This is a genomic window from Sphingobacterium suaedae (assembly GCF_042684625.1).
In the GTDB taxonomy this organism is placed as follows: Bacteria; Bacteroidota; Bacteroidia; order Sphingobacteriales; family Sphingobacteriaceae; genus Sphingobacterium; species Sphingobacterium suaedae.
This window is the reverse complement of record NZ_JBHULR010000021.1, coordinates 209,345-221,613: the sequence shown is the minus strand read 5'-3', so window position 1 is coordinate 221,613 and position 12,269 is coordinate 209,345. Positions and strand designations below refer to the sequence as shown.

The following is a 12,269-nucleotide window of genomic DNA, read 5'->3' as shown; positions in this document are numbered from 1 at the left end:
TCAGGACGCAGATTGCTTTGCTAACCGTCTTGATAAGACGAAATGTTAGAATACTTTTATAAAGCGGCAAGCGCCTGCTCGTAGTTTGGTTCTTCTGTTGTTTCTGCCACCTGCTCGGTGTATTTTACCGTGCCATTTTCATCGACAACCACCACCGACCGGCTTAATAAACCAGCTAAAGGCCCATCCGCAATGCGCAATTGATAAGCGTCCGAGAAATTGCTGTCTTTGTATTCGGAGAGCGTAACAACATTTGCAATACCTTCGGCAGCGCAAAAACGTCCCTGAGCGAATGGGAGATCGCGCGAAATACACAATACCACCGTATTGGCTAAACCCGCCGCCTTTTCATTAAATTTACGTACCGATGCTGCGCAGGTCCCTGTATCAATGCTCGGGAAGATATTTAAGATTACTTGTTTACCTTGAAAATCACGCAAGCTTTTCTCAGACAGATCACCTGCTGTTAATGTAAAATCAGGAGCTTGAGCCCCCACTGCGGGCAAGTTGCCCTGTGTGTTTACTGCTGTACCTTTAAATGTAATTTGAGCCATTATGTATATCTTTTGAAATATGTCCATTAAGGTACGAAATAATATTCGATTTGGAAGGCCGGCGCCTAGATGTGCCATCTAAATTATTCCTATGCTGTGGTTTTTCTTGACAGGTTGCATTCCTATCAATCTTTTTTTGGGGGGGGGCTGATAGTTTGTTCTCAACACCACAATGGTCAACGTCCTTTTATTTTTTTACCCTTCCTGTAATTTTTTTATGATGTTAGCACCAGCTCAAGCACTCCATGTCCCTGGGTTTAACGAACGGTCAGGATACGGCGGGAGCTGGCAGACAGCCTATTAGGATCACCCATGTGTGGAGTGATCTCAAATTGCGCTATCGTTTGCGTATACTGCTGCCGGGGAAAATATCATTCATAATGCTTATTTTCACTGATTATAGCACAAAGACATGAGAAAACCTACATCCTTTTTATTTTCGATGCTGGTACCAGCGTTCTTATGGGCGCAGGAAGCTCCAAAACCTTACGGAGCGTTACCGTCCGAACGGCAGTTGCGTTGGCACGAGATGGAAACCTATTGTTTGATCCATTATACGCCGACCACCTTTCAAAATAAAGAGTGGGGATTTGGCGATGCCGACCCGGCGATTTTCAATCCTAAAAATTTCGATGCCGGTCAAATTGCGGCGGCCGCGGCGGCAGGAGGGTTCAAGGGCTTGATCTCCGTTGCGAAACACCATGATGGATTTTGCTTGTGGCCCACGGCGACAACGGCATACGGTGTGAAAAGTTCGCCCTGGAAAAATGGAAAAGGGGATATGGTGAAGGAGTTTATGGAAGCCGCTCACCGGCATGGGATGAAATTCGGTGTTTACTTATCCGCATGGGATAGAAATGATACCCGTTACGGAACACCTGCGTATGCTGATGCGTATCGGGCTCAGCTGACAGAACTGATGAGTAACTATGGTGAACTGTTTACCTCCTGGCATGATGGGGCCAATGGTGGGGATGGATATTATGGAGGAAAGAACGAAAAACGGATTATCGATCGATCCACCTATTATGCATGGCATGAAAAGACTTGGCCTATTGTACGGGAGAAGCAGCCGATGGCGGTTATCTTTTCGGATGTAGGTCCCGATATGCGTTGGGTAGGAAATGAGCATGGCTTCGCCGAGGAGACGAGTTGGGCAACCTTTACGCCGAAAGGCATCGACGGACGTCCGCCAGTGCCCGGAGATTCCGACTATACCCAATCGCCGACAGGAACACGCCATGGTACCCATTGGATACCTGCAGAGTGTGATGTTCCGCAACGGCCAGGATGGTTTTACCATGCTGATCAAGACGCGCGGGTCAAGACGCCAAACCAATTATTTGAAATCTATATGAAGTCGGTCGGACGCGGCGCAAATATGAACTTAGGCCTTGCGCCGATGCCCGATGGCTATCTGCATGCGAATGATGTTAAATCGTTGAAGGCCTTCGGAAAGAAACTACATGAAACGTTTAAAACAAATTTAGCACAAGGGGCAAGCGTAAAGGTCTCTAACTTACGGGCGCAGTCGGCCCGCTTTGATGGATCACGTATCCTGGACGACGACCGATACAGCTATTATGCACCGGATGACGATGTGCACGCACCAGAACTGGAAATCACCTTGGATGGAGCGCAGGAGTTTGATCTTATCCGTTTACGCGAAAATATCAAATTAGGCCAGCGTTTAGATAGCGTGGTGATCGAAACAAAACAAGATGGCGATTGGAAGCGATTGGTGTCTGCGACAAGTATTGGGGCAAACCGATTGATCAAACTCGATAAACCGGTACGTGCAACACAACTGAAAATCCGCTTGTTTGCTCCTGTAGCTCCAACATTGAGTGATTTTGGGCTTTTTAAGGAGTTTGACGAGCCTTTTTCGTTTGATACACAAGAAACAGAACGTACTCCCTTATCCAATGAAGACTTTGTCGTGAAAACCGCCAACGGACTTCCGAAAAGTGTAGACGGTAATGCCGATACATGGGAGTCCCTATCCACTTTTGACGCTGGTGTTCTCTTTGAGCTAAAACAGCCCGTGGCCGCTATCGGTTATCTGCCACGCCAAGACGGGAAAAAGGACGGAATTGCTCTAAAGTACGAGATCGCGTCGAGCCAGGACGGAAAAATATGGACGCTCGTTAAGGCCGGCGAATTCTCTAACATTCAAGCCAATCCTATAGAACAGGTTATTTCTTTTGACGGGCCTGTACGCAGCAAGTTTCTTCGCTTTGTGCCGAAGGAAACCGTCGGTAAAACATTTTCTGTGGCATCATTTCGTTTATTTAAATAAAAAATGAACCATTCAACAATCATTCGACGACTGGTATTCTTCACCATGTTGTTCAGCGGGACACAGGCATCAGCCCAACAGCTCGCCATGTGGTATGATAAGCCTGCTGAGCGCTGGGAAGAAACACTGCCTTTGGGGAATGGACAGATAGGTATGATGCCCGATGGAAAAGTCCGTGATGAATCTATCGTGACCAATGAAATCTCGATGTGGTCAGGAAGTCCGGAAGATCCGAATAATTATGAAGCATTCCGCAGTGTGAAAGACATTCAGCAGTTGCTCTTTGCCGGAAAAAATGATGAGGCGGAAGAATTGGTCAATGACAACTTCGTATGTGTTGGAAAAGGTTCGGGACATGGCCGGGGCGCCAACGTTCCGTACGGGTGTTTTCAGAATTTTGGCTATCTGAACTTTCTGCACACCATACCCGGGGAAGTTAGCAACTATAAACGAACCTTAGATCTCGCAGGGGCAAAAGCAACCACTTCGTTCGTGGCGAATGACGTTCGGTATCTGCGCGAGTACTTTACCTCGTTTGATCGTAATATCGGTGTGATCCGGCTATCCGCGAGCAAAAAAGGAAGTATTACGTTCGCTACACATTTTTACAGGGACGAAAACCTATCGGATATGCAGGTTTCCGAAACCGGATTTCGTTGGGGGGGCGCATTGCCCGACGGCAGGGGCGGAAAAGGCCTGCAGTTTGCCGGAGGCGTGAAAATCGTGCCGAAAGGAGGCACCAAGATGGTGTATGACCATCAGGTGATCATCAAAAATGCTGATGAAGTACTCATCTACTTTACGGCAAGCACGAGTTATTACGGACATGATCCGAAATTGGCCGTGACGGAAGTCCTGAAAGACGCACCGACATGGAAATACAGTAAAATACGCAACGATCACCAGCAGCGCTATCGCACCGTTTTTGATCGGGTATCGTTGAAGATAGCCGACGAAGCGCCGCGTGATGATATCCCTACAGACCGACGAATACAGCTGTTTTTCGAGAACCCCGCACAAGACAATGCCATGGCGGCCTTGTACTACCAGTTTGGGCGCTACCTGAGCATCGCCAGTACCGCGCCGCAAGTAGAAAAAGCGCTCCCTCCGAATTTGCAGGGGTTGTGGGCTCATCAAATACAGACCCCTTGGAATGGAGACTATCACCTCAATATTAATGCACAAATGAACCATTGGGGTGTCGAGGTCAGCAACCTTTCGGAGTATCACAAGCCTTTTATCGAGCTGATCAAACGGATTGCGAAAGAGGGAGAAAAAACTGCCAAAGCTTACTATAACGCTCCGGGCTGGGTGGTGTACATGATGACGAACATATGGGGCTATTCGGCACCGGGCGAACAAGCATCGTGGGGTGCCAGCACGGCATCGGGTTGGTTATGTAATCACCTGTGGGAGCATTACCAGTTTACGAAAGATAAAGCCTACCTCGCGGAAATATATCCTATCCTAAAAAATGCGGCCGTTTTTTACAACGCCACATTGGTGCAGGATTCTAAAACAGGCTGGTGGGTCACATCGCCCTCCGTGTCGCCAGAAAATGCTTTTCGTCTGCCCAATGGAAAGACTACCGCTGTGGTGATGGGACCAACCATAGATAATCAAATTGTACGCGAGCTGTATGAATCCGTGATACAGGCCAATGACATATTAGCGTTGAATGACCCATTTGCGGATACATTAACGAACCAACTCCGTGATGTACCACCTCCGGTGGTTATAAGTAGTTCCGGCCGCGTCATGGAATGGTTGGAGGATTATCAAGAAGTGGAGCCCAAGCACAGACACGTATCGCATTTATACGGATTATATCCAGCCCGCTTTATCTCACCGGTAACGACGCCCGACTGGGCGGAAGCTGCTCGAAAAACGCTTGCCGTACGGGGGGATGAGGGAACGGGATGGTCCCGTGCCTGGAAAATTCTTTTTTGGGCGCGCTTGCATGACGGCGATCATGCCCTTGAAATTTTACGGCAGTTGCTCAAACCCGCGTTTGTCGATGCTACTACCTATGCAGGAGAAGGAGCGGGCACCTATCCGAATCTTTTTTGTGCACATCCGCCTTTCCAGATAGATGGTAATTTTGGAGGATCAGCCGGCATTGCGGAGATGTTGATCCAATCCCATGATGGTTATATACATTTACTGCCTGCATTACCTAAAGCATGGGCCAGTGGCGCCGTGAAAGGGCTAAAAGCCAGGGGCAACTATACGGTGGATATGGTCTGGGAACAAGGCAAGGTCGTAGACTATCGTGTGCAAGGACAGCGAGGAAATGAGGTCCGTTTACTTGTTAACGGCAAAGAAATAATAAAAAAGTTGTAGAAAAAATCAGGATATCGTTCCTGATTTTTTTTTATCTTAGGGAAACGAAGCGATTATGAACCAGTTTCCTTGGGGCCTTTTTATTTTGCTTTGCTGTCTGATAAGCTGCCAGCAGAAGAAGTCGCAGTCCGATACCGCAAAGCAGTCCGCAACCGGCTATCCAGAAGCCTTTAAAATCCGCCTGACAGGAACGATAGCACTTCCCGATAGTACCAAGATCTATGTGAATACCGATGAAAATACGTTGCAACCATTGCTTTCCGCTTACGTGAAGCAGGGAAAATTTGCGTTGGAAGGAGAACTGACGGAACCAAATTTCTATAACCTAGTGATTCAGAAGAAAAACTTCAAAGTGTACCTCGAGAACGGTGCTGATTACACGTTCAAGGGGGAGGTAGGCAGTGCGGGACGTATAACACATGGAGAAGTCACAAGCAGCTCCAAGATAATGAATGACTACGTCCGCTTCCAAAAGCTTTTCGAGCAACGGCATGGCGCACTCTATGCACAATCCAGAGCTTTGGTGGACGCCCTAAATAACCCAAAGACTTACCGAGATGCCGTCGGAAAGTCATTGGCCTTGGATGAGCAGAAAAAACGCCTCAAGGAAACGATTCAGGACGAATTTTTAGATGATGGAGATGTTCACCCAGGCATGAAGCTCTTTATTATTAAAGAAGACCGCATCGGTCAACAAAATTATAAGCGGTATGATCATGTACTCCAGCGCGTGCCGGATACGTTGAAGAATACCGTTTTATATAAACAAGCCAAACAGAAAGTGGACGCCGTAAAGAGCTTTTACGATAATATGCCCAACTTTCCCGATATATACCCAAGAAATCCAGCCGGTGATAGCCTCAAGCTAGATCGGTTTAAAGCAGAAGGAACATGGCTAGTTGTCTTCTGGGGCAGTTGGAACAAGGAGTCAAAAGCGGATATCCGAATGATTAAGCGCAAAGCTGCCGCATTGGCCAGTATGGGGGTTAGGCCGATCTATCTAACGTGGGATAAAGACTTCGATGCGTGGAAAGCGGCGAGCGATGAACTGAACCTAGGACAGGATAACTACCGGCTCAATGCCCAGGACCAGGAATTTGTGGTGAACCACTACGGTGTCCGGGCAATGCCGCATTATCTACTTGTTGACGCAAGCGACCGAACGATTATCAATCCTGATTTTCGGTATCCATTACATGGCCGACTGGAATCGTCTATTGAAAAAGAATTAAATAAAAAATAAAAAAACACTCCTTGAGAAATTCGTCCGCGGAAGTGTCTGTCAAAGATCGTACTACCTTGTTCGACAAAGAGAAGTTACATTCAACCTACCGCCGGGGCGAATATATGGCTTCCTTTATCGTGAACCTATTCAACATGCCGCTGACTATTTTGGATGGAGGCCACGTAGCAATTACTATGTAGCATGTATTTTCGAACGGTTAGGCAAAGATTTTTGGCGTGCTGGATAGCTGTTCAGTTACCGCGACGGTCAACATAAACTGGTGCTGAATCGTTATTCTAGTCAAGTAGTGTTTGAATTTACGGACGAGCGAAGCCTGACAAGTGTGGTCAAGATGGCGATCAACAGAAGGCATCACCGTGAGTTCTACGCCTTTTAATCCATCATTGACGAATCCCATACTGGATCAATCGGAGGTTGAGTTAAAGCCAAATTTTTGCTATGGGCGGCAAGTAGATCAGCTTTCATCAGTTCTTGGGACACATCTCCGCTCCGTTTTCGCTTGCCTATACGGTGGTAGTGTTCGATGGCGAGGATAACTATTGCGCAGTTTCTCTTTGGGAGATGTCGTCCGGAATAACATGCAACTGGTGTTCCGGGGAGAACTCCTAAACGGTCTGCAACCAACACCCATATTTATTATCCGTCTTAATGAAGAATGGGACGGAGAAGAATTGTAGACTACGAGTAGGCAAAAATCACCAACAACAAAAAGGGCAATTCATAAAAACTGCCCTTTTTATAAGTGCGATAGCTTTATGGGAAATTGATAAACGTTATACTAATTGTTCTAACAGGTTATTCCAACTCACAAGGTCGCCTACAATATTGTTCAGATCAGCGGCAGGAACCCGTTCCTGTTCCATACTATCCCGATGGCGGATCGTAACGGTATTGTCTTCCAGCGTTTGGTAATCCACTGTTATACAAAAAGGTGTACCGATCGCATCCTGACGGCGATAGCGTTTGCCTATTGCATCTTTCTCGTCATATTGGATGTTAAAATCCAGCTTGAGTTTCGCCATGATTTCCCGTGCTTTTTCCGGTAGTCCGTCTTTTTTTGTCAATGGCAATACTGCTGCTTTAACGGGTGCTATAGACGGGTGAAATTTGAGTACTACCCGGGAATCCTGTTTATCAGCAGTAGATAAGTCCTCCTGTACGAGTGAGTTCGCTAATACCGTTAAAAAAAGACGGTCTAACCCAATAGACGTTTCGATCACATACGGAATGTAGTTCTGATTGATCTCCGGATCAAAATATTGCATTTTTTTCTTGGAGTATTCCTGATGCTGTTTTAGATCAAAGTCTGTGCGGGAGTGGATGCCTTCCACCTCTTTGAAACCGAATGGAAATTCATATTCGATATCGACCGCAGCATTGGCATAATGAGCTAATTTGACGTGGTCATGGTAACGATATTTTGCAGGATCGGATCCGAGCGCCAAATGCCACTTTAAACGTGTTTCTTTCCATTGAGCATACCATTCCAATTCAGAACCTGGGCGCACGAAGAATTGCATTTCCATCTGCTCGAATTCGCGCATACGCATAATAAACTGGCGTGCTATGACTTCGTTGCGGAAAGCTTTACCGATCTGTGCAATACCAAACGGTACTTTCATGCGGCCGGTTTTCTGCACATTCAAAAAATTAACAAAAATCCCTTGCGCCGTTTCCGGGCGTAGGTAGACCTGTTCGGCTCCGTCGGCCATCGCGCCCATCTGTGTAGCAAACATCAAATTGAATTGGCGCACATCGGTCCAGTTTTTAGTCCCGGAAATCGGGCAAACAATATTATGTTCTTCGATGATCGTCTTTAGACGAGTTAAATCATCGGCGTTTAGCGCATCGTCCAGATCTTTCTGCAATTGGGCTGCTTTGTCGGTTTTGCCGTCTTTTTCGTAGCGGTCAATTTTGTCCTCGATCAATTGGTCTGCGCGATAGCGTTTTTTTGAATCCTTGTTGTCAATCATCGGATCGTTGAAGCCGTCCACGTGGCCAGAGGCTTTCCATGTCGTTGGATGCATGAATATTGCAGCATCGATACCGACAATATTCTCGTTTAACTGCACCATGGATTTCCACCAATAGGTCTTTAGGTTGTTTTTTAGTTCCGAACCTAACTGCCCATAATCGTACACGGCACTCAAGCCGTCGTAAATCTCGCTCGAAGGGAATACAAATCCGTATTCCTTAGCATGAGATATGATATTCTTGAAAAAATCGTCTGTTTGCTTGCTCATAAGAGGCAAATATAAAGATTAGATATTAGATTTACGTAAAGTTGCATCACGGTAAAGGCGCGAAGATGTCGCTACGTAAAATCGTGTGGATCGAAGCACACGTCGTCAGTCGTACCGCTCGCGATTCGACGCATACACGGCTTCACCGTTTACACATACAGATCACGGATTTGCTGAGAAGCATTTTTATTGTCTACTTTTTTTATAATATGATCAATGACGCCCTCCTCATTGATGACAAATGTAGTACGCGCTGTTCCCATATATTTCTTGCCATACATGTTTTTTTCTACCCATACACCGTAGTCGTTGACAATCTGCTGTTCTTCGTCTGCTAGCAGGTTGAAAGGTAGGTCAAACTTCGTAATAAACTTCTGGTGCGACTGCTCACTATCGATACTGACGCCGAGCACTTCAAAGCCTTCACTGACCAACGACTGGTAGTTATCGCGGAAATTACATGCCTCCGTTGTACAGCCCGGTGTATTATCCTTTGGGTAAAAGTATAGGATCACCTTTTTTCCTTTGAAATCAGACAGTTTGATAGTATTTCCCGTTTGGTTTTTTGCGATAATTTCAGGCGCTTTATTGCCTACTTCTAATGTTGTCATATAATCGTTTTCTTTCTGTTCGTTTTTGTACAACCCTTATCGGGTAAAGGAAGCTTCATATGTTTTTTCATTGTCCTTCCAATCCGTGACCACTAATTTGAACGTATGCTGACCTTTCGGTAAAGAAGGGTCGAAGCGGTGCCACAGATGCCTGTTTTTAGAGTCGTATTCCATCAGCACCCATTGATCGTCGATATACGCATGAAAAGACTGAATTCCTGAAAAGTTGTCGCGGATGGTAAAGTCGATCTTGCTTTGTGCTGCAACACGTTTACCATGGCTGAAATTGCGTGGCACGATGGTAGGGGCAATGGTATCAACGGCCACGTAAAAACTCCCGAAATTGCGTGTGTTGACCGTTACCCAGCCATCATCAAATTTACCCCCTTCCGCACCGTTTTCCGCCGAGGCGATTAACGCTTTAGATTGGAGGTGAGTAGGGAGGTTGGTCGGTTTAATACGCAAAGCGTATGCCGAGAATAATGGGGTGAACGTGTTATGTACCCGGTGTGTTACGGAATATCCACCAGTCGGCTGAGGCGCTGTACTGTAAGCAAAATCAACATTGTCGTACAAGACACCTTTCGGTACCTGAACTTGAAATGCGTCGGTCTGGTAACTGTTCTCTTGGTCGTATTTGAATAAAGCGACACCTTGGTGCTTGCGCTCAGCGGCTCCAGAGGGTGAAGGCACGTTTTTTACTTGAAAGTTCAGTTCACTGCAGTTTCCCTGTGCATCTTTTACGACATATTTAACGTCGTATATTTTTTCTTCGGGCAATTGGATAACGCCTTGATTTTCCAGTGTTTTGAAAATTTCGATCGGGTTTCCGGGATCTTTAAAGCTCTTTTGAACTTTGGCTTTCGTTTTTTTCCAATAAGGATAGTCTATATACGAATGAATGGCCCTAGATGTATTGAAGTCAAGCTCCTCGAACAAGACGGTTGACAGTGCCTTTCCGTCCACGAAAAGCTCGATCGAATATAATCCATTCTGAAATCCGCCTGCACGATGACGATCCACCGCGTTTATCCCTAATCCAAATTTGCCGTGCACGGTGATTGGTGCTGTGGAAGCTAACACATAACGGCCGCTTTGTAAAGCACGGGCGGTTACTGGTCGACGAGGAGTATGCTCATTGAAGATGGAACTGTTCAGGTCATAGACCATTATGCTGTTGATTGTCGGGTTAAAGCGGTCGGTAAATCGCAATCCGAAAAGCTGTGGATTGAGCGGATGCTGACTCTTTGAGTCCCGGATTTCAAAATGAAGGTGAGGACCTGCAGATCCGCCCGTGTTGCCGGCGTCGCCAATATATTGCCCTTTGGTGAGTTTTATCTGATTTGGTTCGACGGTTACATCGACATCAAAGCGTTTCTGCTTATATTGTTCCGCCCGGACAATATTGGTGATCACATCATTGAAAGCATTCATATGCAGGTATACGGATGTATAGCCATTAGGGTGGTCGATATACACTGAGTTCCCTCCTCCTCCAATCTGTACTCGGACACGCGACACATACCCTTCGGCAGCCGCGTGCAAAGGCAAGCCTACCCGCTGTTGTGTGCGGTAATCGTCGCCGGCATGGAAATGCGTAGAACGCAGTTCTCCGAAGGTTCCCGATGCGTCCGGAGCGATATTCAGCGGATTTCGGAAATAGCCCTGGGGATATGTTCTAGAGGTGATAATGTCTTTATTCTGCGCATTCAGACCGCCCCATACGGAAGTCAAACACGCCAAGAATACACTATATTTTTTCATCAATCGTTTGTTTAAAATATGTACGCGCTTACGCTGCAAAAGCCATGCTAACTGTTCATACCCGTATACTGTTTTTGTCGTTTTCTGTGAAGACTCTCGTATGGGTCCTATTTGATGTAGCAGGTAAACATCGATCGAGCACCAATAAACCCTTCAAATTTATCGCCAATGGCAATAGCTCCTACGCCGACTGGCGTGCCCGTGTATATAAGGTCTCCTTTGCGCAAGGTGATATATTGGGAGATGAAGACTAATAGGGTGTCGAAGTCGAAAATCATATCTTTCGTATTGCCCGATTGCACCGTATTGCCATTTTTTTGCAACGAAAAAGACAGGTCTTTCAAATCGGCGAACTCCTCTTTCGGAAGGAGCGGGCTAATAACGGCTGAATGGTCGAATGACTTCGCCAGCTCCCAAGGCAGGCCTTTGTCCTTGTGTTGAGATTGGATATCTCGTGCCGTAAAATCTATTCCTAGACCAACAGCGTCATAATATTTATGTGCAAACTTTGGGGCAATATGCTTGCCTTCATTGCAGATGCGAATAACCACTTCTACTTCATAGTGAATATCGTTGGAAAATTCGGGATAGTAAAAATCTTTGTTGTCTTTCAGCACCGCTGTATCCGGTTTCATAAATATCACCGGAGTGGAGGGAACGGGGTTATTCAGTTCTTTGGCGTGATCGATATAATTTCTGCCTACTGCAAGTATCTTCATATATGTAAAATCTATGTTTTCAGAAGTAAACCAAACGATCAGGCTTGTTAGAGCCATGGCGTACGATGGTAGTTTGGTTTCTGAAAACGCGTAAAAACGTGGTTTAACAAACTTAGTAAATCTTATAGCCTTATCCAAGAGAAGGATATAACACGGGGTGGGAATACAGTAGAAAATAGTCTTATTATGAAGGTGTAAGGAAGTATTATAGAGGGGTTGTAGAGTATGGCTATATATCTCCCCATAAAATTTTCGAATTTTCTCATTTATTTTAACCTTATTATCAGATTGATAATTTGTTGTTTTGATTATAATAAATAGCTTATTATGGCGATACTTAAACAGGGAATTGATGGTGCCTTTTCTGGAAAGGCCGTCTGAACGCGCCCTGCGCAACGGTAAAGCATGAAGGTGGCTTCGGAATTTTGTACATGTCCGTGATGGGGCATTTACATTTTGCATTGCCGACGTGATTGACGCGGCACACCTT

General features: G+C 46.0%; 10 protein-coding genes. 4 read left to right on the top strand and 6 right to left on the bottom strand.

The window, feature by feature from the left end; all coding sequences use genetic code 11:
* Positions 1-56: 56 nt before the first annotated feature.
* Entirely contained in the window at positions 57-554 is a 498-nt protein-coding gene (tpx, locus tag ACFSR5_RS20245; protein WP_380906388.1) for a thiol peroxidase, read from the bottom strand.
* A 412-nt stretch (positions 555-966) separates the two neighbouring features.
* Between tpx and ACFSR5_RS20240 the strand changes: the two genes are divergently transcribed.
* Genes ACFSR5_RS20240 through ACFSR5_RS20225 form a run of 4 tightly spaced genes read left to right on the top strand, consistent with a single transcriptional unit; the run spans position 967 to position 6,621 of the window.
* Positions 967-2,853 carry an alpha-L-fucosidase gene (locus ACFSR5_RS20240; protein ID WP_380906387.1) on the top strand — a complete coding sequence of 629 codons (1,887 nt, stop codon included), beginning with the start codon at positions 967-969 and terminating at the stop codon, positions 2,851-2,853.
* 3 nt (positions 2,854-2,856) lie between these two features.
* On the top strand, positions 2,857-5,196 hold the full coding sequence (locus ACFSR5_RS20235) for a glycoside hydrolase family 95 protein (protein WP_380906386.1): 2,340 nt from the start codon (positions 2,857-2,859) through the stop codon (positions 5,194-5,196).
* A gap of 55 nt (positions 5,197-5,251) precedes the next feature.
* Positions 5,252-6,439: a DUF4369 domain-containing protein gene (locus tag ACFSR5_RS20230; RefSeq protein WP_380906385.1), complete on the top strand. Its 1,188-nt coding sequence runs from the start codon at positions 5,252-5,254 to the stop codon at positions 6,437-6,439.
* 11 nt (positions 6,440-6,450) lie between these two features.
* Positions 6,451-6,621, top strand: a complete 171-nt coding sequence (locus tag ACFSR5_RS20225) for a hypothetical protein (RefSeq protein WP_380906384.1) — start codon at positions 6,451-6,453, stop codon at positions 6,619-6,621.
* A 17-nt stretch (positions 6,622-6,638) separates the two neighbouring features.
* Here ACFSR5_RS20225 and ACFSR5_RS20220 read toward each other — a convergent pair whose 3' ends face one another.
* The 5 genes from ACFSR5_RS20220 to ACFSR5_RS20200 form a co-directional block, all read right to left on the bottom strand.
* Complete coding sequence (locus tag ACFSR5_RS20220) at positions 6,639-6,839, bottom strand: hypothetical protein (RefSeq protein ID WP_380906383.1); 201 nt, start codon at positions 6,837-6,839, stop codon at positions 6,639-6,641.
* 376 nt (positions 6,840-7,215) lie between these two features.
* Entirely contained in the window at positions 7,216-8,685 is a 1,470-nt protein-coding gene (locus ACFSR5_RS20215) for a glycine--tRNA ligase (RefSeq protein ID WP_380906382.1), read from the bottom strand.
* A gap of 149 nt (positions 8,686-8,834) precedes the next feature.
* On the bottom strand, positions 8,835-9,296 hold the full coding sequence (gene bcp, locus ACFSR5_RS20210; RefSeq protein ID WP_380906380.1) for a thioredoxin-dependent thiol peroxidase: 462 nt from the start codon (positions 9,294-9,296) through the stop codon (positions 8,835-8,837).
* Between the two features lie 36 nt (positions 9,297-9,332).
* On the bottom strand, positions 9,333-11,060 hold the full coding sequence (locus ACFSR5_RS20205) for a M23 family metallopeptidase (protein WP_380906379.1): 1,728 nt from the start codon (positions 11,058-11,060) through the stop codon (positions 9,333-9,335).
* A gap of 107 nt (positions 11,061-11,167) precedes the next feature.
* Positions 11,168-11,779 carry a fumarylacetoacetate hydrolase family protein gene (locus ACFSR5_RS20200; protein ID WP_380906377.1) on the bottom strand — a complete coding sequence of 204 codons (612 nt, stop codon included), beginning with the start codon at positions 11,777-11,779 and terminating at the stop codon, positions 11,168-11,170.
* Between the last annotated feature and the right edge of the window lie 490 nt (positions 11,780-12,269).

Excerpts from the sequence above, each read along its gene's own strand:
- tpx (WP_380906388.1), bottom strand. The coding sequence starts at position 554 with ATGGCTCAAATTACATTTAAAGGTACAGCAGTAAACACACAGGGCAAC.
- ACFSR5_RS20240 (WP_380906387.1), top strand. The coding sequence starts at position 967 with ATGAGAAAACCTACATCCTTTTTATTTTCGATGCTGGTACCAGCGTTC.
- ACFSR5_RS20235 (WP_380906386.1), top strand. The coding sequence starts at position 2,857 with ATGAACCATTCAACAATCATTCGACGACTGGTATTCTTCACCATGTTG.
- ACFSR5_RS20230 (WP_380906385.1), top strand. The coding sequence starts at position 5,252 with ATGAACCAGTTTCCTTGGGGCCTTTTTATTTTGCTTTGCTGTCTGATA.
- ACFSR5_RS20220 (WP_380906383.1), bottom strand. The coding sequence starts at position 6,839 with ATGGGATTCGTCAATGATGGATTAAAAGGCGTAGAACTCACGGTGATG.
- ACFSR5_RS20215 (WP_380906382.1), bottom strand. The coding sequence starts at position 8,685 with ATGAGCAAGCAAACAGACGATTTTTTCAAGAATATCATATCTCATGCT.
- bcp (WP_380906380.1), bottom strand. The coding sequence starts at position 9,296 with ATGACAACATTAGAAGTAGGCAATAAAGCGCCTGAAATTATCGCAAAA.
- ACFSR5_RS20205 (WP_380906379.1), bottom strand. The coding sequence starts at position 11,060 with ATGAAAAAATATAGTGTATTCTTGGCGTGTTTGACTTCCGTATGGGGC.
- ACFSR5_RS20200 (WP_380906377.1), bottom strand. The coding sequence starts at position 11,779 with ATGAAGATACTTGCAGTAGGCAGAAATTATATCGATCACGCCAAAGAA.